19 protein-coding genes are annotated in these 22339 nt (G+C 66.3%); 13 read left to right on the top strand and 6 right to left on the bottom strand.

What is annotated here, in order from left to right:
- Window positions 1-24 precede the first annotated feature (24 nt).
- From H4O13_02815 to H4O13_02775, 9 genes are all read left to right on the top strand, one after another.
- Entirely contained in the window at window positions 25-1617 is a 1593-nt protein-coding gene (locus H4O13_02815) for an AAA family ATPase (GenBank protein MBE5314315.1), read from the top strand.
- Complete coding sequence (locus tag H4O13_02810; protein ID MBE5314314.1) at window positions 1614-2657, top strand: hypothetical protein; 1044 nt, start codon at window positions 1614-1616, stop codon at window positions 2655-2657. Before H4O13_02815 ends, H4O13_02810 begins: the two co-directional genes overlap by 4 nt.
- Before the next feature lie 2 nt (window positions 2658-2659).
- Window positions 2660-3493, top strand: a complete 834-nt coding sequence (locus tag H4O13_02805; protein MBE5314313.1) for a carbon-nitrogen hydrolase family protein — start codon at window positions 2660-2662, stop codon at window positions 3491-3493.
- Window positions 3494-3961: 468 nt separating this feature from the next.
- Window positions 3962-4225 carry an AbrB/MazE/SpoVT family DNA-binding domain-containing protein gene (locus tag H4O13_02800; GenBank protein ID MBE5314312.1) on the top strand — a complete coding sequence of 88 codons (264 nt, stop codon included), beginning with the start codon at window positions 3962-3964 and terminating at the stop codon, window positions 4223-4225.
- Window positions 4222-4641 (top strand): type II toxin-antitoxin system VapC family toxin, encoded by a 420-nt coding sequence (locus H4O13_02795; GenBank protein ID MBE5314311.1) that lies wholly within the window; start codon window positions 4222-4224, stop codon window positions 4639-4641. Before H4O13_02800 ends, H4O13_02795 begins: the two co-directional genes overlap by 4 nt.
- A 91-nt stretch (window positions 4642-4732) precedes the next feature.
- Complete coding sequence (locus H4O13_02790; protein MBE5314310.1) at window positions 4733-5530, top strand: carbon-nitrogen hydrolase family protein; 798 nt, start codon at window positions 4733-4735, stop codon at window positions 5528-5530.
- A 250-nt stretch (window positions 5531-5780) separates the two neighbouring features.
- Complete coding sequence (locus H4O13_02785) at window positions 5781-6806, top strand: alpha/beta hydrolase (protein ID MBE5314309.1); 1026 nt, start codon at window positions 5781-5783, stop codon at window positions 6804-6806.
- 195 nt (window positions 6807-7001) lie between these two features.
- Window positions 7002-8116, top strand: a protein-coding gene (locus H4O13_02780) for an IS3 family transposase (protein ID MBE5314308.1) whose coding sequence is annotated in 2 segments (ribosomal slippage) — window positions 7002-7254 and window positions 7254-8116 — 1116 coding nt in all. Because the reading frame shifts where the segments join, the coding sequence is not laid out codon by codon here.
- 416 nt (window positions 8117-8532) lie between these two features.
- Window positions 8533-9183, top strand: a complete 651-nt coding sequence (locus H4O13_02775; protein ID MBE5314307.1) for an NAD(P)H-dependent oxidoreductase — start codon at window positions 8533-8535, stop codon at window positions 9181-9183.
- Between the two features lie 21 nt (window positions 9184-9204).
- On the opposite strand, the gene H4O13_02770 is transcribed toward H4O13_02775, so the two are convergent.
- A complete protein-coding gene (locus tag H4O13_02770) occupies window positions 9205-10605 on the bottom strand; it encodes a hypothetical protein (protein MBE5314306.1) in 1401 nt (466 codons plus the stop codon).
- A 303-nt stretch (window positions 10606-10908) separates the two neighbouring features.
- Here H4O13_02770 and H4O13_02765 point away from each other — a divergent pair, with 303 nt between their 5' ends.
- The 3 genes from H4O13_02765 (at window position 10909) to H4O13_02755 (ending at window position 13911) form a co-directional block, all read left to right on the top strand.
- The gene (locus H4O13_02765; protein MBE5314305.1) at window positions 10909-11325 is read left to right on the top strand and encodes a hypothetical protein; all 417 of its coding nucleotides are present in this window, start codon (window positions 10909-10911) and stop codon (window positions 11323-11325) included.
- A 214-nt stretch (window positions 11326-11539) separates the two neighbouring features.
- On the top strand, window positions 11540-12895 hold the full coding sequence (locus tag H4O13_02760) for a hypothetical protein (protein ID MBE5314304.1): 1356 nt from the start codon (window positions 11540-11542) through the stop codon (window positions 12893-12895).
- 356 nt (window positions 12896-13251) lie between these two features.
- Window positions 13252-13911: a DUF2306 domain-containing protein gene (locus H4O13_02755; protein ID MBE5314303.1), complete on the top strand. Its 660-nt coding sequence runs from the start codon at window positions 13252-13254 to the stop codon at window positions 13909-13911.
- On the opposite strand, the gene H4O13_02750 is transcribed toward H4O13_02755, so the two are convergent.
- The 4 genes from H4O13_02750 to H4O13_02735 all read right to left on the bottom strand — a co-directional run bounded on the left by H4O13_02750 (window position 13814) and on the right by H4O13_02735 (window position 19506).
- A complete protein-coding gene (locus H4O13_02750; protein MBE5314302.1) occupies window positions 13814-15001 on the bottom strand; it encodes a helix-turn-helix transcriptional regulator in 1188 nt (395 codons plus the stop codon). The genes H4O13_02755 and H4O13_02750 overlap by 98 nt on opposite strands.
- A 116-nt stretch (window positions 15002-15117) precedes the next feature.
- Window positions 15118-16071 (bottom strand): hypothetical protein, encoded by a 954-nt coding sequence (locus H4O13_02745; GenBank protein ID MBE5314301.1) that lies wholly within the window; start codon window positions 16069-16071, stop codon window positions 15118-15120.
- A 357-nt stretch (window positions 16072-16428) separates the two neighbouring features.
- Window positions 16429-18621: a PAS domain-containing protein gene (locus tag H4O13_02740; GenBank protein MBE5314300.1), complete on the bottom strand. Its 2193-nt coding sequence runs from the start codon at window positions 18619-18621 to the stop codon at window positions 16429-16431.
- A gap of 78 nt (window positions 18622-18699) precedes the next feature.
- Window positions 18700-19506, bottom strand: a complete 807-nt coding sequence (locus tag H4O13_02735; protein MBE5314299.1) for a transporter — start codon at window positions 19504-19506, stop codon at window positions 18700-18702.
- 453 nt (window positions 19507-19959) lie between these two features.
- Here H4O13_02735 and H4O13_02730 point away from each other — a divergent pair, with 453 nt between their 5' ends.
- Window positions 19960-20814 carry a hypothetical protein gene (locus tag H4O13_02730; protein ID MBE5314298.1) on the top strand — a complete coding sequence of 285 codons (855 nt, stop codon included), beginning with the start codon at window positions 19960-19962 and terminating at the stop codon, window positions 20812-20814.
- A gap of 51 nt (window positions 20815-20865) precedes the next feature.
- Here the strand turns inward: H4O13_02730 and H4O13_02725 are convergent, their stop codons facing one another.
- On the bottom strand, window positions 20866-22152 hold the full coding sequence (locus H4O13_02725) for an alkaline phosphatase (GenBank protein MBE5314297.1): 1287 nt from the start codon (window positions 22150-22152) through the stop codon (window positions 20866-20868).
- Window positions 22153-22339: the final 187 nt, after the last annotated feature.

The following is a 22339-nucleotide window of genomic DNA, read 5'->3' as shown; positions in this document are numbered from 1 at the left end:
CAAACTGAATTTCAGGAGCCCAAAGTGATTAACTCTCTAAGAGTCAAGAACCTTCGCTCAATACTTGACTCCGGTGATATCGATCTCCGGCGCATCAACATCGTGCTTGGAAAAAACAGCGTAGGGAAAAGCACGCTCGTTAGAACGCTGCCACTCCTGAGACAAAGCACCGAGCAAGCCACGAAGGGCCCGATTCTGTGGTTCGGCCGACTAGTTGATTTCGGCAGCTTTCAGAATTCTGTTAACGTCAAAAAGCGAGAAGATGGCATAACCTTTGAGTTCGTCCTATCGATTGAGAAAGGCATGGATGTCTCTAGGCTGCGAGCACAGCAGAACATGTTTGTCTATCTGCCTGACGACTTCCGGCCCTGTGATGCCCTGCCGAGAGTAAGGGTCTCTATATCCCTCGGCAATGGACCAGATGACAAAGTCGGACACCTAAGAAGCGTCGAAATTGATCTAGGTAGCGATCAAGTCAGTGCCCGCTTTTCGCGCGACGCGCTAACAGGATTATCAGTATCCGGGGAGGACATCGACCTCGGAGCTGGTAGACGCTGGATCAACCAGGCTGGAAAGTTCATTCCACTCCCACAAGTCGCAAGATTAAAGAAGTGGGAGATTGAAGGCAAAGAACAAGAGTACTGGACCCTCGACTCTAAGTTATTCAAAGACCAGCTCTTGCTCGCGGTAACACCACTCTTCCACAAGAAAACCAAGCCGGAGACCATCGAAGACCTCGTCGAAGATTTGACGTACGGGAGCGAGGCCGGCTTCTTTGCTCAGCTCCAGGAACTTTCCCATATAACGAGCCACGCACAGAAGAGCGTCTCTGCGCTTGAGGCCGATGACGAAAGGACAGTCAAGATAAGGCGAGCAGTTCTCCTTAGTCAGATTTCGAAGCTGTTTCGCTATATCGACCGAGAAATCTGCGAGTTCGCAGGCTCTGTGCGATATGTGGAGCCAGTAAGGGCCATCGCAGAGCGGTACTACCGCCTCCAAGACTTGGCAGTTGACGAGATAGATTCTCGCGGCGCGAATTCCGCAATGTTTATCAACTCACTCTCTCGAAGTGAGCAGCGGGACCTAAAGGAATGGACGCGCTCCAGACTTGGCTTTTATGCATACGTCGACGAGAGCAGTGGCCACGTTCAGGTCAAGATATCTTCGAGCAAAGAAGAGGGAAAGAATATCGCAGATTTGGGTTTTGGATACTCCCAGCTGCTGCCTATCGTCCTTCAACTCTGGCACTCAACCAGCAACAAGAGATCAGCGAAGTTGCGCCAAGGCCCACCGCCGCTACTAGCAATTGAGCAACCAGAGTTGCACCTGCATCCGCAATTCCAAGCGCAAATCGCAGACGTCATTTCATCTGTAATTCGGAACAGCGAAGAAACCGAAACAGCATCTTTCATGATCGAGACTCACAGCGAACACCTAGTTAACCGCTTTGGGCATTTGATTTCCAAAGGCAATCTCAACCCGGAAGACATTCAGGTTCTAATAGTTGAAACCGACAATCATGCAATGTCCACCGTGAAATGCATAAGCTTTGATGCCAATGGCTTTCTCGGCGGCGATTGGCCATCGGGCTTCTTCGTCCCGGAGCTTCCGCGGTGATAATATTTCTTGACAAACTAGTCGACGCATTCGACGAGCGAGACGCGCTTGCTTTAGAGAATCTTGCAAGCGCTGGAAGGCGAGGCCACCACTTGATTTCTGGAGACAGAAGCTCTCTAGGGTTGCTGGCAGAGCACCAACGAATATCCGAAGTATCCCGAGCACTTTTTCGCCGCGAGTTTAACAAACTTGCAACCCAAGGCTCGTTCATCTCATCTTCCCCCAGACTGCTTGTGAGCAACTCGGACGCAAGCAACTGCGTTTCGCTCAAAGAGTTCAGCGACCACAATCGCTGCGGAAGATGTCAACTTCTTGCCGAGAATCTAACGGACTTTGCTGTGCTTAAGGGGCTAGCCTCCGTACTTCTTGGTTCCACAGGGTTCGTCGGAACAGTTTCGTTTCGACCAATTAATGGCGGAGGAAGTACAACGGCAGCTTGTCTCAGTCAAGCCATTAAAGATTTTGAAGGACCAATTGTCTGCGTCGTCGATTCTGACCGAAAGTATCCCGAAGGCGCGATAGGCGGCACCGCCCGAGCGTGCCGCGGAGTTGCGAGAAAAGCAGACCTCCCTGAATGGCTATTTTCTCACATTGAGCTTGAATGCAGAGAGCTCGAGAATATCGTACCAGAGGACCACATCGTTGCAGCGACACAGACACATCCTGAAACGACTAAAGTAAAATTGAGACAAGCGCTTAGATGCGAAGAAGACTTCCTGAGATTCGCATGCTTCAAGAAGGGAGATTCTGTCTGCTCAATGTTGAGCAGAGCAAGATCGGACGGAAACAAGCGTGGCGAAGCACGGCTAAAGAGTCTGCCCCAGAGCACTGTCGGACCAAGAATTAGGTGTAACGCGTGCCCCAATCCGGATGGATGCAATGAATTCCCCGCCCTTGGAGAGAAGCTGCTGGAGGGGATCGCGAAGGCACTAGAAGACCAGCCAATAAAGACTGAACCGCAGAACTGGCCGCGAGAGTTGCTTCGAGCTCTAGGCACTCTCGTGTCTTTCGGCATCGCGAACGAGCCCATTCGGGTTTGACCATGACGAGTGTTCATCGATTCACAACATGTTGCGGTGATTTGACCACCCGCATCGCCCTCGCCAACCTCCCCATCCCCGCCACCCGCGAAGCCGCAGTCGATGCGGCCGTCGCCGCCATCGCCGAAGCCGAGCGCCAGGGCGCGCTGATCCTCTGCTTCCCTGAGTGCTTCATCCCCGGCTATCGCTGGCCGGGCGCGGTGATGCCGGCTCCGGAGGCAGGCTTTCTTGAGCAGGCCGTGCGCGCGGTGGCTGATGCCGCGACGGCGGTAGGCGTGGCGGTGATCCAGGGCACCGAGCGCATCACCGAGCGCGGGCTGCAGATCAGCGCCTGCGTGATCGGTGCTGACGGCGAGATTCTCGGCTGGCAGGACAAGGGCCAGATCGATCCGGACGAAGAGCCCACCTACCCCGCCTACGGCAGCGAGCGGCAGGTGTTCACCGTGGGCCCGCTGCGCTTTGGGGTGGTGATCTGCCACGAGGGCTGGCGCTATCCCGAGACGGTGCGCTGGGCGGCGCGTAGAGGCGCGCAGGTGGTGTTTCATCCGCATGCCGCCGTCGGCGAGCCCGGCGGCTTTCTCCCGCAGACCTTTGCCGACCCCGCCGGCAGCTTCCACGAGATGGCCGTGCGCTGCCGCGCCGCCGAGAACACCGTCTACTTCGCCTCGGTCAACTGCGCGAGCGAAGGCGTGCCGATCACCTCCGCCATCGCTGGTCCCGACGGCCGACTGGTGTGCTGGCAGCCGCATGGGTTGCCGGGGTTGTTGGTGGCGGATCTGGATTTGAGTGCGGCGACGGGATTGCTGGCGCAGCGGTGCAGGACGTCGGGGGTGTAGGGGTTCTGTTGCCCTTGGACTCGCGTGGGTTTTCGCGATGGGCTGGTGGGGCGGTGGCGAAGAACGGGGGCGGGTGTCGAGCTCATGGTGGGTCAAGACCCACCCTATGGGCGCATGGGCTGCTGCTGGCGCGGCGGTGCAGGACGTCGGGGCTTTAGGCGTCGCTGTGTCGCTTGCCTGGGGTGGATTCTTGCGATGGGGTGTCGGGTAGGTGGCGAAGACCTTGGCAAGAGTTGGGCTCATGGTGGGTCAAGACCCACCCTATGGGCGTGCTCGCACGAGGCGCGTGGGTGCCGTGAAAGCTGGGGCACGTGTTGGGCTTGTGGTGGGTCGAGACCCGCCCTATGGGTGCCCGCGCATCCTCTGAAAAATGGAGCACGACTCCATACGCCTCGCACCGCATGACGCTTGCAACCTGCGCACCGCCGCCCTAACGTACACACATCAAAGTAAACACACAGTCCTGCCATGGCGACCCTGACGACCCGAGTGTTCAACAACGGCAACAGCCAGGCGGTGCGGATTCCGGCGGAGTTCAAGCTGGACACCGACCGCGTCAGCATCACCCGCAACGAGGCCGGTGATCTGATCCTCCACCCGCTGCGCGGCCCGCGCGGCGCCGCCTTGATGGAGGTATTGCAGGCCCTCGGCGAGGCTGACGCCGACTTCCTTGCGGCACTGGAAACCGAGCAGGCCTCGGCGCAGCCCATGCAGGAGCGCGAGCCGCTGTGATCTACCTGCTCGACACCCACATCCTGATCTACCTGATCAAGAATCGGCCCGCCAGCGTGGCGCAGCGAATCGACGCGCTGCCGGAGGCCGATCAGATCTGCATGTCCTTCATCACCTGGGCGGAATTGTTGAAGGGCGCGGAGCGCAGCACGCGCAAGGCCGAGGTGTTGCGTCGGCTCGACCAGCTCAGCCGGCAGGTGCCTGTGCGGTATCCGAGCGGCCCGGCCATCTGCCGGCACTACGCCGAGCAGGCGACTCAACTGAAGGATCAGGGCACGCCGATCGGCGCGAACGATCTTTGGATCGCCTGCCACGCCCTGGCCGATGCAGCCACGCTGGTGACGCACAACACGCGCGAGTTCATGCGCGTCAGCGGGTTGCAGTTGGAGGATTGGGCCAGCGAGTCGGCGAGCTAGCGGCCTGCCCTTGCAGCGCTGCAAGATGCAAGGTCATCGCGCGCCACCAAGCCGAAGAACAAACCCATTCGTTGCTCTACCGAGCCCGCGCATGACCACCACCCGCATCGCCCTCGCCAACCTCCCCATTCCCGCCAGCCGCGAAGCCGCGGTCGATGCAGCCGTCGCCGCGATCGCCGAAGCCGGCCGCCAGGGCGCGCTGATTCTCTGCTTCCCCGAGTGCTTCATCCCCGGCTATCGCTGGCCGGGCGCGGTGATGCCGGCGCCGGAGGCGGGCTTTCTTGAGCAGGCTGTGCGTGCGGTGGCCGCAGCCGCGAAGGCGGCAGGCGCGGCGGTGGTCCTCGGCACCGAGCGCATCACCGAGCGCGGGCTGCAGATCAGCGCCTGCGTGATCGGTGCCGATGGCGAGATTCTCGGCTGGAAGGACAAGGGCCAGATCGATCCGGACGAAGAGCCCACCTACCCCGCCTACGGCAGCGAGCGGCAGGTGTTCACCGTCGGCCCGCTGCGCTTTGGCGTGGTGATCTGCCATGAGGGCTGGCGCTATCCCGAGACGGTGCGCTGGGCGGCGCGGCGCGGGGCGCAGGTGGTGTTCCATCCGCATGCCGCCGTCGGCGAGCCCGGCGGCTTTCGCCCGCAGACCTTTGCCGACCCGGGCGGCAGCTTCCACGAGATGGCCGTGCGCTGCCGCGCCGCCGAGAACACGGTCTACTTTGCGTCAGTGAACTGTGCGAGCGAAGGCGTGCCGATCACCTCTGCCATCGCTGGTCCCGATGGCCGACTTGTGTGTTGGCAGCCGCATGGGGTGCCGGGGTTGTTGGTGGCGGATCTGGATTTGAGTGCGGCGACGGGATTGCTGGCGCAGCGGTGCAGGACGTCGGGGGTGTAGGGGTTCTGTTGGCCTTGGACTCGCGTGGGTTTTCGCGATGGGGTGGTGGGGCGGTGGCGAAGACCGGGGCGGGTGTCGAGCTCATGGTGGGTCAAGACCCACCCTATGGGCGTCCTTGCGCGAGGGGCGGGGCGGCAGGGCGGCAGGATGGGGCTTGCGCTCCGGGAGCATTCACTGGTTCGGTGGTTTGGCCTGCCACACTTGGCCTGTTCTGGAAGCTACGGACAGTGATCCGAAGGAGTACTCAGCCATGCAAGCACCCTACCGAGTCGCCTTGTCTGCCGTCCTCGCCGCATTGGGCGTGACTTCTGCTTTCGCCGCTGACGCTGGAATCGCCCCGATCGACGATGCGTATGCGACAGAGGGGCAGCGGGTGGCGCTGGCGGATGGCCGCGCCTTGAATCTGCGCTGCAGCGGCGAGGGCGAGCCGGTGATCCTGCTGGAAGCCGGTGGCAATGCGGACTCCAGCACCTGGTATCGGGTGCAGCCGGGGCTGGCCGAGTTAACGCGCGTCTGCGCCTACGATCGCGCGGGCTATGGCTTCAGTGACGAAGGCCCGTTGCCGAGAGACCTCGATGCGGTCGTTGCGGATCTGCAGGCCCTGATCGAGGCGGCAAAGCTGCCGGTGCCGGTCGTGCTGATGGGCCATTCGCTGGGCAGCAATATCGTGCGGCACTACGCGCAGCGCCATCCGCAGCAGGTCGCGGGGCTGGTGCTGGTCGACCCGCCTGAGCAGGGTGCGGATGCGCGCATGCCCGAGGACTGGCAGCAGCAGATCGCCGCGATGCTGCCGCAGCGCGACGCCCTGCTGACGCGCTGCGAAGACGCGGCCGTCGACAACGACAGGGAAACGATCCAACAGCGCTGCCTGCGCCCGCAGCCGGACTGGATGGGCGAGCGCGTCGCCGACGCCGCGGTGCTCAACAAAACGAAGCCGGGCTACTGGCGCACGCTGCGCTCCGAGTTGGCGAGCAACACCGCGGTGTTCGCGGAACCAGTGCCTGCCGATGAATCGTACGGCGCGATTCCGCTGCTGCTGCTGAGTGCGGGCGTGCACACCGACGAAGCACCCGAGGAAGTGCTGAAGGTGATCGCTGAAGCGCGCGAGCAGACCCACGCGCGGATCCTCGCGGCGTCCTCGCGCGGCTCGGCCGTCGAAGTTGCCGATGCGGGGCACGACATCCAGCTGGATCAGCCGCTCGCCGTGGTTTCGGCGGTGCGTGGCCTGCTTGAACAGCTGCAGTCCGCTGCCGCAGACAAGGCTGTGGCGGAGTAGCGCGGTAGCGGTCGGCGTCTTCGTCAGCATCGTAGCGCCGATGGCAATGCGCCAGGCGGGGCGAGCGTTGGGCTTTTGGTGGGTCAAGACCCACCCTATGGGCGCTGCGGGACTCGGTTCGGGCGTAAGCTCCCCGGTACTGCGGACACAGGTTTCTAGAACTTTCTGGCAAGGTTTCCCAGCCAGGAGGTTCAGATGCGCAAGTCAAAGTTCAGCGAGACGCAGATCGTCTCGATCCTCAAGCAGGCCGATGCGGGTATGCCGGTCAAGGACGTTTGCCGGCAGGCCGGGATCAGTGTGGCGACGTACTACCAGTGGAAGTCGAAGTTCGGTGGCATGGAAGCCTCGGAGCTCAAGCGCGTGCGCGAGCTCGAGGAGGAAAACAGCCGCCTCAAGCGCCTGTACGCCGACCTCGCGCTGGAGAACTCGGCGATGAAGGACCTGATCGCAAAAAAGTTGTAGCGCCGGCGCAGAAGCGCGAGGCGGTGCGTTTCCTCTCGGAAGCCCATCGCCTGCCGCTGCGTCGGTCCTGCGCCTGCATCGGGCTGTCGCGCTCGGCCTGGTACGCCCCGCCACTGGACTGGACGGTGCGCGATGCCGAACTGATCGCAGCGCTTTCAGAGGCTGTGCGCGAGCGGCCGAGCCGAGGTTTCTGGAAGTGCTCGGACCTGCTGCGGCGCCGGCGTCCCGACTGGAATCCCAAGCGCATCTATCGCGTGTACAAGGCCATGAAGCTCAATCTGCGCCGCCCCGCCAAGCGTCGTCTGCCCAAACGCGAGCGCGTACCGCTGTATGTGCCGCGACTGCCCGACAGCGTGTGGTCGGCGGACTTCATGAGCGACGCGCTCGCCTGCGGCCGACGCTTCCGCACCTTCAACGTGATCGACGACTTCAACCGCGAGGCGCTGCACATCGAGGTCGACACCTCGATCAACGCGCAGCGCCTGATCGGCGTCTTCGAGCGCCTGCAGCGCGAGCGTGGGCTGCCGCAGGTGCTGCGCACCGACAACGGCCCTGAGTTTCTCGGCGAAGCATTCGTGGCTTGGGCGAAGTCCCAAGGTATGGCCATCCAGTACATCCAGCCCGGCAAGCCCAATCAAAACGCCTACATCGAGCGCTTCAACCGGACATTCCGCGAGGAGGTCCTGGACCCGCACCTGTTCTCTCGCTTGGACGACGTCCGCGAGGCGGCGTGGTGGTGGATGCTCGACTACAACGAGGAACGACCCCATGACGCCCTCGACGGGATGACACCCGCCGAGCGCAAAGCCCAAGCAACCGAAGGTTCTAGGAATTCCTTGTCCGCTTGACGGGAGAGCTTACGCGGGGTCTTCGTGAGCACGTAGCCCCGATGGCGATTTTCAGGCGGGGCGAGCGTTGGGCTTGTGGTGGGTCAAGACCCACCCTATGGGCGCTGCGGGACTCGGTTCGGGGTCTTCGTGAGCACGTAGCCCCGATGGCGATTTTCAGGCGGGGCGAGCGTTGGGCTTGTGGTGGGTCAAGACCCACCCTATGGGCGCTGCGGGACAAGGCATCTGGTTGGGTTTGGCGCGCGATACCCCAGAGGGTGTATTGAGTCCCTAACCCCTCAAGGGTATCGGGCGCGCCGGCAATCGACGGCGAATCATCGCTGCCAAACGAGGACGCGATGCTTCGCGTGGCGACCCAATAGACGCGCGCTCACCAGAACACCGCAAACCGCAACGCATGCCCATGAGGACCGCCCATGAAAGCCCTGCTCTTCCTTGGCTCCCGCCGAGCGTCCACGCCGCCGCAGCCGAAGCGTCTGGGCGAGCGCGTCTGCGCGTTTCTCGGCGCGCAGCTCGCCAGCCGCTTCGACACCGCGCTGATTGATCCGCTCGACTTCGCACCCACGGCGGTCTTCAAGCCGGTCTTCGCTTACGCCGACAGCAGCAAGCCGGAAAATCTCGCCGCGCTGGAGCGGAAGATCATGGAAGCCGACGCCTACGTGATGGTGAGCCCCGAGTACAACCACAGCATGAGTCCGGCGCTGGCGGACCTGCTGAATCACTTTCCGAGTTCGGCCTTCGCCTTCAAGCCCAGCCTGATCGCGACCTACTCCAGCGGCCAATGGGGCGGCACGCGCGCCGCCGTGGGTATGCGCGCCTACCTGTCCGAACTCGGCTGCCTGCCGGTCTCGGCGATGCTGCACTTTCCGCATGCCGACAAAGCCTTCGAAGCCGACGGCACAGCCGCCGCCGACCAGGACGCCGCGCGCTGGGCGAAGTACGCCGCGCGCGGCATCGAGCAGCTGCACTGGTGGGCGGAAGCCGCCGCGCGGCAGCGCGCGGCGGTCGATCCTTTTGCCGCGTCGCCGGCCTTCCGGCGCACGCCAAGCGAGCGCGATGCGCCGTGAACGTCCGCCCGCGCTGCGGCTTTACTCGAAGCCGTTGCTGAAGATCGGAATCAGACGCGCGCCTTCGGTTGGGCCGGCGTCGGCCTCGGCAAGACCGTTGCCGTTGTCGTCGCGCGGCCTGTTCTGCGAACGCGCATCCAGCTCAGCGGGCAGATTGAAGTCGGAGCTGCTCGGTGCAACGACGCCGTAGGCGTCGCGCACCGGGCTGCCGTCGCCAAAGGTGATCACCGGCACGGCATCCGTGGGCGCGACGCGGCCAAAAGCTTCGGCTCGCGGGTCCGCGCCGCTGAAACTGGGGCCGTCAGCACAGGAGCCCGTGCCGAAGTTCGCGCGTGCACCGACCGGAATCTGCCCGGTCAGGCCGAAGCACAGATTGGGCGCAACGAAGACGTTGCCGCTGAACGCAAAGATCGTCCCGCCGAAGCGGAAAAAGTGTCCGGTGTTGCCCCAGAATGCGGTGTGCCGCATCGCGACGATGCCAGACGCGGCCACCGCCCCGGGCAAGCCCACCTCGCTAGACGGCGCGACGTTCCGAAAGAAGCTGGCGTTCTCGATGATCAGCTCACCACCTTCGGCGTAGATCGCGGTTCCGGACTGGGCGTCGTGGCCCGTGAACGACACCCGCGACAGCTCCACCGTGGCGTTGTCCGCATAGATCGCACCGCCGCCGGTAGCGCGATTGTCTGCGAAGGTGAAGTTGCGCGTGAACTGGGTATCCAAGGCGATCAGGGAAGTGCCCGGTGCAAGACCAATCGCGCCCGTCGCCAGCGTCTGCCCCCCACTGGTTGTCACGGCGATGGTGACCCGCGTCAGCGAAAGCGCACCCCTTGCGACGTAGATCGCCGCGCCGCGCGCCTCGCCGGTCACGGACCGCGCGCCCCCGAACTGGATCACCGTGTCGACGAGTTCGGTGTCCCCGTTGGCGTAAATCGCGCCCCCGAGCGCGTCGCCGCTGGCGCTGTAGGCGGAACAGTTGGTGAACTCCGAGTCCTCGATAAGCATCGTCCAGCCGTTCACGCCGGAGGCGTCGGTGCTGCTCAGGCAGGCACCGCGGGCAATCGTCGAGACGACGTCCGGATCGCGGAACACGCGCAGGTTGTTCATCCGGAACGCGCCGCCGCCCAGCCGCGAGAAGCGCAGAAAGCCTGCTGCCGGCACCCGGACGAGAGTCGCGGGCTGCTGCGAAGTCAGCGTCAGCGATCGGGTGACGATGGGCAGCGCGCTCTGCAGCACGATGTCAAAGCTGCCGCCGCTCGATGCAGGAATCGTGATCGTGTGCGGCTCGTTAGGGTCGGCGTTGGCGTCGGTGATCGCCTGCCGCAGCGAGCCGGGGCCGGCGTCGTTGGCGTTGGTGACGGTGAAGCTGCTTGCGTGTGCGGCGCCGCCGGCCGCCAAGAGAAAGACAATGGTGAAACAGCGCATGGCGTAGATGTCCCGGAGTGAGTACCTGGGGCAACGCCGAACCATTCAGCGTTGCCGCGCGCCAGGAAGGGCGCGTCCGCGGATCAGATTCAGGATGAGCTTGATCCGTGTTGCCATGGACACGGCGGCGCGTCGAAAAGACCGACATCGGTGGGCGTGCTGCCCTCGCGGCGCGCCAGCCGCGCTGCGAGGGCAGCACCCGGCCGCGCCTGGGGTCCAGCCTCCGCCCGCAAACCGCCAGAACTCGCCGCTTAGGCGCCTGTGTCGCTGGCTACCGTGTCGGCACACGCACAGGAGCCGCATATGTGGACCACGCCCGTTCTCGCATTCGTCCTTGGTCTCGGCGCCATGCAGGCGGGCGCCCAGCCCCCCAGGCTCAGCCCGATCGACCTCAGCCGGATGGACGTGGGCTGCTGGTACACGCAGAGGATCGAATCGGAGGTGTTCATGCTGTGGTTGTCCGTGCCGCTTGAGTTCCAGGGCCCCTCCGCCTTCATCGGTCTGGACGGCGAAGACCTGCCGCTGGTGCCGGCGCCTACCGCCACCCCAGGCACCGAGTTCCGCGGCGAGCGCTGGCGCGTGCGTGTCCTCGACGGCGAGGAGATCAAGCAGGACTGCGGTGACGAGTGCTCCGGCAGCCTGCGTCGGGTGCAGCTTGAGCTGACCGGGGCAGGCGGGAACGTGCATCTCTTCGACGCGATCGAACGCTGCGGCTGCTGAGTAGGCCAGGCGCGGAACCGGCACGCAGGGCTGGATCCGCACCGCACACGCCGTAAACATCCGTCGCGGCAAGGCCAGACAGCGTCGAGGTCAGCCCCCGGGACCGATCGCGCTTGATTCGACTCGCGGGTGGTGCTGCGCCGAGCGCCGCGACGAAGCGCCGTGTTCGCGCCAGGAATTCCGTATCTCCCACCAACACTCCGGGAGATCCCGCATGCGCCGCCTGCTCACCCCCTTTCTCGCCACCGCCCTGCTGATGCTGGGCAGCCTTTCCCTCGCTGTGGCCCAGGTCAGCCTCGACCCGAGCTTTGTCAGCCAGGGCCGCGAGACGGTGTCTTTCGATCTGGACACCGCCGCCACCGACCGCGCGCTGCGCGTTTTCCCGACCGTGGGCGGAGGTTTTCTTCTGGTCGGACAGGCCAGCAATGGCAGCGGGCAGTACTCGCTGGCGCTGACGCGGCTTTTCCCCGTCGGTCTGGACCCCAGCTTCGGCATCGACGGTCGGCGGACCTACGGACTGGGGCTGAGCCAGGTGGCCGACATCGACCAGGATTCTCAAGGCAGGCTGCTGGTCGCGTGGCAGGCGTTCAATGGCGGCAACGGCATCGACGTCTTCGTCGTGCGCCTGAACGCTGACGGCTCACGCGACGCGAGTTTTGGCACCGGTAAGGGCGTCACCAGCTTCGGCCTGGACGCTATCGACGAACTGCTGAGCCTCGCGACCGGGCCGAACGACGAGGTGTACGCGCTGGTGCGATCGCGCCCCAACACCGGCAGCGCCTGGACGACCCGCATTGCTGCGCTGAACGCCGACGGCCTTGGGCTGCGATCGACCTTCATCGACTTCATGCCCGAACAGGGCAGTGGAGCCATTGCGTGGTCAAGCGGGCGCGGCGCACTGCTGGTCGCCCAGACCAGCGATGGCGGAGGATTCTGTGGACTCAGCCTCAGCCAGGTGCGCTCGCGGCTGGTGAACGGCGTACCGACGCTCATCGTCACTGCCCTGACCGGGCTGACCCTGACCGGGCTGAGCAGCAGTTGCGCGGAGGCTCGCATCACGGCAGTGGCGGCGATACCGGACAGCGAAGGCGCACTGGTCGCAGGTCACCGTGAAGACCCGGCCAGCCCGGGCAGCGGGCGCCAGCATGGTCTTCTGCTGCGCTGGGCGGGTGTGGAGGACAGCAACTTCGGTACGGTCGCTCCGCTGCCACCGGCCGACGATCTGCGCTTCAGCGCGGTGGCAGTGGACACGCGTGGCCGCATTCTCACGGCAGGTACCGCACGCAACTCCGCCGCGTCGACTCAGCGATTCTCGCTACGCCGCCATCTCGTGAACCTTGGCGGCGACACCGGATTCAACGCCGGCAGCCCCGAGATAACGACCAGCTTCGTCGCTAGCAACGGGCTGGATTCGCCGCTGGCAAGCGCCGCCGATCTGCGCGTGGTCGGCACCCGCCTGCTGGTGGCAGGGTCCGTGCGCTTCGCCGGCCCGAGTGACGATGATTTCGCGGTCGCCGCCTTCACGACCCCGGATGCGGCGCCGATTTTCCGGGATGGCTTCGAGAACTGAGAGCGCCGCCCCCACGTGCGTCGGTGCGTGCGGGCTTGAAGAGCGCATCGTGCTTGAGTGGGGGCTGATGCGCTTGCCCTCGCTGAGCCGTGCAGGGGTCTTGGTGATGGGGTGCGCCATCGGCGAAGCGGAGATCGCGGGCCACGGCTTGCCGGCCCGGTGCTACGCCCGACCTGTCCCCCGTATGCGCAGCGGCGACGAGCCTCTTGAAGCCAGCCGGAGTCGTCATCCCCGCGGGACGCGTGGAATACGGCAGGGCCGCAGACGTCCGATCCCGCCGATCCGGTCGCTGGAGGTGGGCGAGGAGCCCCAATCTGGCCGCGCCGGGCTGTTCCGGCTCGCCTGACCTGACGCCCATGCCTCTGCCGCTCGCGCTGCGCCGTCTGCTGTATGTCGCATTCACCCTGGCCTGCGTGCTCATCGCCGCGTATGCCTTTCGCTTCCTGTTCCAGGCCATCGATCCACGCGTGCCTCTGCATGCCAGCTTTGCCGCGGCCGGCTGGGCGGTGCCAGCGCACTTCTTCGCTTCCGGGCTGGCCCTGCTGGTGATGCCCCTGCAGTTCGCCCCCGCACTGCGCGTGCGCTGGCCCGCGCTGCATCGTGTGGCGGGTTGGCTGTACGTGCTGGCGGTGCTGATCGGCGGCGTCTCCGGCCTGCTGCTGGCCGCGCGGGCGCAGGGCGGCTGGGTGACAGGCACGTCCTTCGTGCTGCTGGCGCTGCTGTGGCTGGGCAGCACGGGCGCGGCGCTGTACTTCGCGGTGCGGCGCGATCTTGCCGCCCATCGGCGCTGGATGCTGCGCAGCGCCGCACTCACCTTTGCCGCGCCGACCCTGCGGCTGTACCTGGTGCTCGGGATCGCGGGCTTCGGCCTCGACTTCCTGTCGGCCTATACGCTCGCCGCCTGGCTGTGCTGGACGCTCAACCTGCTGCTGGTGGAGCTCTCTCTGCGCTGGCCTGCGGCGACGGCTGCGCGCGCACCCGGCACTGGCTTGGCGTCTCGCCCAGCAGGCGCTTGAAGGCGGCGTTGAAGGTCGACTTCGAGGTGAAGCCCACCTCGAAAGCGATGTCGAGCGCGGTGCGTGGCTCGCTTGGGTCGAGCAGTCGCGCCTGCGCCTCGCGCACGCGGTAGGCATTGACCCAGTCCCAGAAGGGCTGGCCGAAGCGACGGTTGATCACCGCCGACACCAGGTACTCGGGATAGCCACTGCGCTTTGCCAGCTGGGCGATCGACAGTGCCGGCTGGCGGTAGAGGTGCTCGTGCTCGAACAGCTGCAGCAGGCGTCTAGCAACGTCGTCGAAGCGCGGGTCCTCTTCGGCGCGCTCGGCGTCGACGGCACCGACCTCGGTCGAGCCCTGCGCTCCAGCCTCAGCGGGGGCTTCGCTCGGTTCGACAACCGGCACCGCGACCACCGCCGGACGGCCATCGACCGGCGCCAGCAGGCTGCGATAGCCCACCGCCAGGACGAAGGCCGCCACCGCCACGTAGATCAGCTGATAGGGCAGCCAGTGCACCGGCAGCAGCCACTGCGCCAGGGCGGTCGCCCAGATCACGCACTGCCAGACCGCCACCCACAGCAGCCAGCGCACGGACTCGGGGTCGCCGTCCGAGCGGGTCGCACGCAGGCGTCGGCGGTAGCGCAGCACGCTGAGCACGGCTGCCGCGACGTAGCTGAGGCTGCAGCCGAAGACGGTGACGTTGATCAGCGTCTGGCGCAGGCGATCCTCGCCCGCGCGGAGCGCGCGCAGCGCGTCCAGAAAGGCCTCGGAGGGCAGCCAAAGCAGGTCGGCGATCAGCAGCAGGCCCAAGGCAAAGCCCAGCGCGTGGCGCAGATCCCCCCAGCCCAGCGCACGCCCCTGCACCACGTTGCGCACGTACAGATAGAACAGGCTGGCGTGCAGCAGCGGGAACATGCCCGCCACGCGCAGCCCGCGCAGGCTGGCCGCGTCCTGCGCTTGCATCGCCCACACGCGCAAGCAGAGATCCAGCGCGATCAGCAGCATCCAGCCGGCCAGAAAGCGCTCGCGCGCGCCGCGCCGCCACAGCGCCAGGCCGAGCAGCAGGCCCTGGGCGGCGCCCACGCTGTAGATCAAGGACCACACGCTCATCAGGCCAAGGCTGCACACCGGTTGCGAAGCGCACAGCATAAGCGGCGCGCCTGCGGCTGTTCAGCGCACAGGCGCGCATGCACCGCCGTAGCGGCGGAAGCGAATGACGGCGCGCTTTACAGCCTGCGCAGCCGCACGCTGTAGCCCTGCACCGGTGGCTGCGTCATGCCGAGCAGCAGGGGCGTGCCGGAGTCGTCGATGGTGAGCGTCAGTTCGTCCGGGCCGTGCACCGTGATCTCGAAGATGCCGACGATCTTGACCTCACGGGCGGCGCGCGCCGCGAAGTTGCACCCGGGGTTGGGGAACTGTGCGGTACAGGCGACGGCCTCGGCCTCGGCGCGCAGCACGCGGCCCAGCAGTCGCGTCGGCGAGGCCCAGTACGTCTCGGAGAACACATGCCACTGGCTGCTGCCGTCGGTGGCAAAGTTGGACCAGCTGCCCCACAGGCTGTCGATCGTGCTGGAACCGGACTTGCGGCGCTCGTGCTTTAGCAGCAGACCGCTGCCCGACTGCTGCGGCGAGTACCAGGCGCCGCTCAGGTCGTACTGCGCCGTGACCGGGAACACCCCGGCTGGCGGCTGGCGCGCGGTGGGCCAGTGCGTCACTTGCCTGTCGACCGGCGCCTGGATGGCGATTTCGAACTGCGGCATCGTGGTCGATCCCTGCACCGGGGCGACGACGGTGCCATCCGGCAAGGGCAGCGACTGGTGACTGTTGACCACCGTGATCGGCAGCGCGCCAATCTCGGCTTCATCGAAGCGCACGTTCGGGATGTCGCGGGTGAAGGGGGTGAGCGCCGAAAGGCAGTAGATCAAGGCCGCGCGGTCCCAGAACAAGTTCAGCAAACGGCCCTGACCGCTGCGCTCGAAGCTCAGCACGCTCGGCGTACAGCTGTCGGTCCAGACACCGCTGATCCGCAGCGTGACGGTCTCGCCCGCGGGTATCTCGCGGGTCAGCTGGCCATTGGGCAGCACGCGTTGGATGTCATCGATGCGCGGGGCGGCTTCGGCCTGCGGCCCGAACAGCGGGGCGACGAGTGTGGCGAGTGCAAGTAGAACTCTGGGTGTCATAGATCCTCCCTGTGATTGGGTCCGCGCTGATCCAGTTCATCCCCGGCTTGATCCGCGGGCGCGCCCTCGACGACGCGCGGCGAGGCTGAATTCTTCAGGCTCGCCCTCGGCGCAGGGTCGGATCGCTTCGGCGCGGGTGCGACACACGCTAGACAATCAGAGCGCGGGGGACTGCTGCGGATGTGTATCGAAAGCGTATCGGTGCTGCACGCCCTGCCCACCGCTGGGCAGGGCGCGCAGCGCGAGCGCACGATGCAAGGCACCGACGAGGGCCGGGATCGAGGCGACTCTCGAAAACATGCGCAGCGGCGCTCAGGCGGCCACTGACCGCCGGCGGTCTTCGAGGCAGGCGAGCAGCTAGCGCCGGAAACTGGCCGCGAGTTTGGACAGGTTGCTGGACTGGAACTCCAGCGATTGCGCCGCGGCCGTTGCCTCTTCCACCAGGGACGCGTTCTGCTGGGTCGCATCGTCGAGCGCGGAGATGGTCTGCCCCACCTGACTGATGCCGCTGGCCTGTTCGGACGAAGCGCGGGCGATGTCCGCCATCAGTGCGGCGACACGCTGCACCGAACCGACCACACCGTCGATGGTGTCGCCCGCGACATGCACCTGCTCCGCGCCGGCCTCGATGCGCGCGATCGACTCCGAGATCAGCGACTTGATCTCGCGGGCAGCCGCGGCGGAACGCTGCGCCAGCGTGCGCACTTCGCCGGCGACCACCGCGAAGCCGCGGCCCTGGTCACCGGCTCGCGCGGCCTCGACCGCGGCGTTCAAGGCGAGGATGTTGGTCTGGAAAGCGATGCCATCGATCGTCGAGATGATGTCGTGCATGCGCCGCGAGTCGGCCGCGATGCGATTCATCGACTCGACCACCGCGCGCACTTCGGTACCGCCGCGCCCCGCTGTGGCGGCGGCTTTCTGCACCAGCCCCTGCGCTTCGGCAGCACCGTCGGCGTTCGCGCGCACGGTACTGGTCAGCTCCTCCATCGACGCGGCCGTCTCTTCGAGGTTCGCGGCCTGCTGCTCGGTGCGGGCACCCAGATCCTGATTGCCTGCGGCGATCTCGACCGCTGCGCCGTGGACCTGGGTCACCGCGTCCTGGATGGCGCCGATCAGATCCGCCAGCCGCGCCGAGGTGCTGTTGGCGTCGTCGCGCAGCTGCCCGAAAGTGCCCTGCATGGAACGCTCGATGCGATGCCGCAGGTCGCCCTTGGCCAGCGCCCGGAAGGCGCCGCCGAAGGCTTCGATACTGGGCTGCAGCTCATCGAGCAAGCGGTTCAGCCCCTCACCCACCGTGCGATGGAAGCCCTGCAGTCGCTGCGAATCGATGCGGGCAGCCAGTTCGCCGCGCATGGCGGCTTCCACCAGACCGGCGATCTCACGTTCGACGCGCACGTCGTGGGTGCGGTCGCGCCACTCGACGACATAGCCGAGCACCTGATCGCTGGCGTCGCGCACGGTGTTCGCGGACAGAAAGAAGTGCGCCGCACCGACCTGGATCTGGGTGCGATGCACCTGCCGCAAGCCTTCCAGAAGGGACTTCTGATGGCCCGGCCGGGCGTGGAAGGCGTCGATGCTCTGGCCCAGCAGCCGGTCCGGATCGAAGTCCGGGAACTGCCCGCGCAGCTCTGGCGCCTGTTCGCGCAGGATGGCCACCACCGCAGGATTCACGTAGACGATGCGGCGTTCGGCGTCGGCGATCATCACCGCCGTCGAGCTGCTGTCGAGCGCGCGGACCACCCGCAGATTGCTGGCTGCTTCGGCGCGCTCTTCGGCCAAACGCTGACGCAGGCGGGCCTGCATGTCCTGCAGGCGCGCGAGGATGCTGCGGGTGTCGCCCGCAGGCGCACCGATCGGCGTATCCAGATCGCCGGCGGCGATGCGCGCGGTGGCCTTGGCCGCCAGCACCGGCTCACCGCCGATGTCGCGGCGCACGCTGCCGACGATCCACAGCCCGAGGGCAGCCATCACCAGCGCGGCGCTGAGAATCAAGGCCAGCTGCACGGTGCGCACCTGACTCGACAGCGCGCTGGCCTGCGTCGACAGCTGCGCCACCTCGCGTTCGATCTCCTCGCTCAGCGCTTCCATCACGATCGCAAGGTTGTCGTACGCCCCTTCGAACGCGGTGAAGTCAGGAACGCCACCCGCCAACACCGACTGCAGCTGCGCGCTGGCGTTCTGCAGATAGGCATCCACCACCGGCCGCACGCGCGCGATGGCGTCGACCAGCGCTTGTTCGGTGGCGTGCGCGGCGTTGTCGTCCAACACCCTGCGCATCCACGCGGCGTGCTCCTCGTAGCCGAGGCGAGCGGCTTCCAGCGCTTCAGCCCGACCGGACTGCTGGGCGAGAGCCGCCTCCAGCACGTCGGCCTTGATGGCGTCGTGCATCATGTCGGCTTCAAGCTGGTTACGCAGCAGCGCCGAGGTCCGCACCTGCGCTTCCGAGCCCTCCACCAGACGCTGCTGGCCCCACAGGCCCAGCAGACCGATCAGCAGCGCGCCAAGAAAGCCCGCCAGCGCGAGCAGGAACAACCTATTGCGAAGGCTCATCTGGGGCTCCGAAGCAGGGGAAGAAGCGAGGGACGCCTGGGGCCATGGCGATCCGGCAGAAACACCCGGGCACGTGGCTCAGGGCCAGCGCACCGACAGGCCGACGGTGATCGCGCTATCGACGCTGCGATCGTTCAGTCCCAGGGCAAACGCGGTATCGAGCTGAAGGTCGGGGCTGAGCAGCCAGGCGGCGCCCAGATCGAGATAGGCCTCGGTGCCGCCGTGCTTCGAACTCGCGATCTGCGGCAGCGCAAGCTCGGCGAAACTGCGGAAGGTCGGCGACCAGGCCCGCCCCACCACCACGCCGAAGATGCCGGCGGCGTAATCGTCATCGCCGTCGTCGTCGAGCACCACGCCGGGCATCAGGCCGAGCGACCAGTCTTCGGACAGCGACCATTCGCCGACCCAGCGCAGCGAGGGGCGCACGCCCTCGCCGCGGAACGCGCGGTCACCGCTGGGCAGATCGAGATGGAAGAGCCAGGCCTGTGCAGGGCCGGCGCCAGTGGGCTCGGGCAGCGCGTACTTGAGGCCCAGAGCGAGATCGGCGAAGCCGTCCAGGTCTTCGCGGAACGGGCCGGCACGCAATCGGGCGTCGAGCCAGCCGTCCGTCTCGAACCGGGCCTCCCAGTGCTCGCCGAGACCGATCCGCAGCAGGGTTGGAGTGGCGAAGACTTCCGCGCGCAGGCCGTCTTCGCTGTCGCGCTCGAAGGCAACGCTGGTTTCGATCTGCCAGCGGCCAGAGCCGACGCTCCGGCTCGACTCCACGAAGTCGGGGCGGTCGGTGGCGATCGGGCTCGCTGGCTGCGCGTGGCCGGCCAAGGGCAGCAGAGCGAAGGCGCAGAGCGCTCCGCCGCGGGCGAGAGAAGACAGCAGGGTTCTGGGCATGACGCGGCTCCTCGCTTGCGATTTGGATCGCATGCAAAGCGCGTTCCATATCTCACTTGTGACTACAATCGATTGTTTTGATCGTCTTTTTCGAGCTTTTTTTGACCGCGACGGATCTCCGGCGCTTGCCGAACTGGACGCCGGGTCCGCGAGCGCTCGCCCCGACGGTCCCGATCGTCGAGGCCGCCAGCGATCGGGGTGGCCTGGGCGCCCATGGCCCGGAACGCCGAAAACCGGATCCACCGTCAGCGAACCGGGCCGGTGCGGCACCCGCGAGCGCCTCAGCGCTCGCGGAGCAGGGCGCCACGGCTGTGCCGGACCGCGCAGCCCTGATCGCCGGTGCGCGCTGCGCAAATCTTCCCGTCACCGGTTGGGGCTAATCCGGACCGGGTTGGCTATGCTCGCGCGCCCCGACTTGAGCGCGGCTCGCGCTCGCCCGACGACGAGATCTGTATGCCCCGACGCCGCCCCCTAGCTTCGACACTTTGTGCGGCCCGCCTCGCGCTGGCTCTGGCAAGCCTCGGCGCACTGCCGGCTCTGGCCGACACCCTGCGCATCAACGGTGAGATCAAGCAGAGCGCAGGCGTGCTGCGCGAGGCCGTCAGCGGCGATGTCAGCTGCTATCTGACGCTGGAATCCGACACCGGTGAAACCTTCCACGAGTCCGCGGTGTTCGAGCTGTGCGAAGACCCCTCGCTGATCGACCAGCGCCTGCAGCTCAGTTACTCGGTAGAGAACGTGCTGGCCGAGTCCTGCCAGGGCGACGTCGACTGCGGCGAAAGCGATCAGGTGGTGCTGGTGACCGCGGCGCGGGTGCTGAGCGGCATGACCGCGCCGGCAGCCGGCTCGCTGTGTGCGCCCGACGAATCGATCGCTTTCGACTGCGCGATCGGCGCCAAGCGGGTCTCGGTCTGCGCCTCGGCCGATGCCTCCAACGTGTCGGGCTCGCTGCAGTACCGCTTTGGCCTGGCGGACGGCAGCGCGCCACCCGAGCTGGCTCTGCCCCCACATAGTGCCGTGCCGCGTTTGGCCTCGCGCGGCGAATCCACTGCGTTCTCCGGCGGCGGCGGCAGCTGGCTGCGCTTCTACAACGGGGCCTATGCCTACGTGGTCTACAGCGGCATCGGCCGCTGGGGTACCAACGGCGAAACCTTGGAACTTGAGGGTGTACAGGTCGAACGCGACGGCAAAGCCATCGCCACCCTGCCCTGCACCGGGCCGCTGCAGAGCGCGCTCGGGCCGGACTGGTTCGAGCGCATGGGGGTGATCTCCGAGGGCGAGGAGTTCTACTTCCCGAGCGAGGAGTGAGCGCGAGCGGAGCGAGGTCGACGCAGGTCGCCTCGCTCCCTCACCAGCGCTTTACTCGACGGCTTTTCCGCCGCCGAACAGGCCGGCATGCAGGGCATGGAACACGGTGCTCGCATCGACGGTGCCTTCGATGCGCTGGGCGCCTGGCCCCATGCCACGTACCACCGTGCCGCCGGCGCTGTCGCTCAGGGAGGCCCAGGTGATGTAGAAGGGCAGGCGCTGGCCGTGGCGGTCCGGCGGGGTGAGGAAGGGCTTGCCGCCATCGCTGTCCAGGGGCGAGCCGTTCTCGGTGACTTGGGGCAAGGGGCGCGGCAGCTCGTCGAGGTCATCGCTGGTGGCGTTCATGCCGCCGTTGTCGGAGTCGGACGCGACGATCACGGTCAGGCCGGGATCGCGCGCCGCCTGCTCCAGCGCAATCGCAATGGCGCGATCCGCGCCCTGGGCCGCATCGAGCGTGGCAGGCGCGTTGTTCTCGCCCGACAGATTGTCAGTGGCCTCCTCGTTGCCCACCAGTAGATAGCCCTTGGGGCTGTCGGCCAGCTGCTTCAGCGCGGCGGCGATCATCACATCGAAGCGCGGCGCCTGCGGCTGGAAGTTCGGCCGCTTCTGGGCGGCCAGCGTGGCTTCATCGGCCTCGTTGAAGGTTTCCTCGGCGGCGAACAGGCCGAGCAGCCGCGGCGTACCCACCGGCACGGCCGCAAGCTCCTCGGCAGAAAAGACCACGGTGTAGCCCGCAGCGCGCGCCTCTTCGACGAGGTTGCGGCCGTCCTCGCGCACGCCCTCGCCGTGGCGCCCGGTGACGCCCTTCGGCAGGAAGAACATCTCACCGCCGCCCAGCGCGACATCGGGCTGCGCGGCGAGGATCTGCGCCGCGATCTCGGCCTCATCATCGCGGTTCGGCACGCGCGCCAGAAAGGCGCCGGTGCCGGGCTCGGTGAGGCTGGACGAATTGACGATGGCGATGCGTTTGCCGGCGGCCTTGGCTTCGCGCATCAGGCTGCCCGCGAACCCCGAGGCCGAGCGCGTCAGCGGCTCGCCGCGCAGCGTGCCGTAGGCATCCAGATCCACCCGCAGCCCCCAGGCGTGGGTGGTGGCGCCGGCATTCGAACTCTGGTTCACCGCATCCAGCGTGGGCCCGACGTACAGCGCCACCTGCGGCAAGCGGTCCCAGGCCAGACGCCCATCGACACCCACGGTGTACAGACGCGTCGCCATCCAGGTGTTGGCGCCCATGCCGTCGGGGTGCAGGAAGATCGCGCTGCCGGCGGCCTGCGCAGCGGCGAACGGAGCCAGCGCACACAGCGCAGCAGCGAGCGGAAGAAATCGAACAGGACGCATGCGGTCACCGGATGTTTCGGACGAAACCGCGCATCGTGCACATCTACGATGACATCCACCACCGCAGAAATATGACAGCGCGAGCCGGGACCGCGCGGCCGGGTCTGGCCCGCGTATCGCGCGGGCCGTGGGCTGCGCGCGGTTCGAAGAGCGCGTCTTCGCTGGCCTTGCTGCGCGGCATGCCAAG

The sequence above is a fragment of the Lysobacterales bacterium genome (assembly GCA_014946745.1).
GTDB lineage: Bacteria > Pseudomonadota > Gammaproteobacteria > Xanthomonadales > Xanthomonadaceae > Aquimonas.
The sequence above is the reverse complement of the archived record's forward strand: the minus strand, read 5'-3'. Positions and strand labels throughout refer to the sequence as shown.

What these genes read in the sequence shown, in the direction of transcription:
- H4O13_02765 (MBE5314305.1), top strand. Translation starts at nt 10,909, where the DNA reads ATGTGGACCACGCCCGTTCTCGCATTCGTCCTTGGTCTCGGCGCCATG.
- H4O13_02800 (MBE5314312.1), top strand. Translation starts at nt 3,962, where the DNA reads ATGGCGACCCTGACGACCCGAGTGTTCAACAACGGCAACAGCCAGGCG.
- H4O13_02775 (MBE5314307.1), top strand. Translation starts at nt 8,533, where the DNA reads ATGAAAGCCCTGCTCTTCCTTGGCTCCCGCCGAGCGTCCACGCCGCCG.
- H4O13_02750 (MBE5314302.1), bottom strand. Translation starts at nt 15,001, where the DNA reads ATGAGCGTGTGGTCCTTGATCTACAGCGTGGGCGCCGCCCAGGGCCTG.
- H4O13_02770 (MBE5314306.1), bottom strand. Translation starts at nt 10,605, where the DNA reads ATGCGCTGTTTCACCATTGTCTTTCTCTTGGCGGCCGGCGGCGCCGCA.
- H4O13_02725 (MBE5314297.1), bottom strand. Translation starts at nt 22,152, where the DNA reads ATGCGTCCTGTTCGATTTCTTCCGCTCGCTGCTGCGCTGTGTGCGCTG.
- H4O13_02790 (MBE5314310.1), top strand. Translation starts at nt 4,733, where the DNA reads ATGACCACCACCCGCATCGCCCTCGCCAACCTCCCCATTCCCGCCAGC.
- H4O13_02730 (MBE5314298.1), top strand. Translation starts at nt 19,960, where the DNA reads ATGCCCCGACGCCGCCCCCTAGCTTCGACACTTTGTGCGGCCCGCCTC.
- H4O13_02740 (MBE5314300.1), bottom strand. Translation starts at nt 18,621, where the DNA reads ATGAGCCTTCGCAATAGGTTGTTCCTGCTCGCGCTGGCGGGCTTTCTT.
- H4O13_02760 (MBE5314304.1), top strand. Translation starts at nt 11,540, where the DNA reads ATGCGCCGCCTGCTCACCCCCTTTCTCGCCACCGCCCTGCTGATGCTG.
- H4O13_02785 (MBE5314309.1), top strand. Translation starts at nt 5,781, where the DNA reads ATGCAAGCACCCTACCGAGTCGCCTTGTCTGCCGTCCTCGCCGCATTG.
- H4O13_02745 (MBE5314301.1), bottom strand. Translation starts at nt 16,071, where the DNA reads ATGACACCCAGAGTTCTACTTGCACTCGCCACACTCGTCGCCCCGCTG.
- H4O13_02755 (MBE5314303.1), top strand. Translation starts at nt 13,252, where the DNA reads ATGCCTCTGCCGCTCGCGCTGCGCCGTCTGCTGTATGTCGCATTCACC.
- H4O13_02805 (MBE5314313.1), top strand. Translation starts at nt 2,660, where the DNA reads ATGACGAGTGTTCATCGATTCACAACATGTTGCGGTGATTTGACCACC.
- H4O13_02735 (MBE5314299.1), bottom strand. Translation starts at nt 19,506, where the DNA reads ATGCCCAGAACCCTGCTGTCTTCTCTCGCCCGCGGCGGAGCGCTCTGC.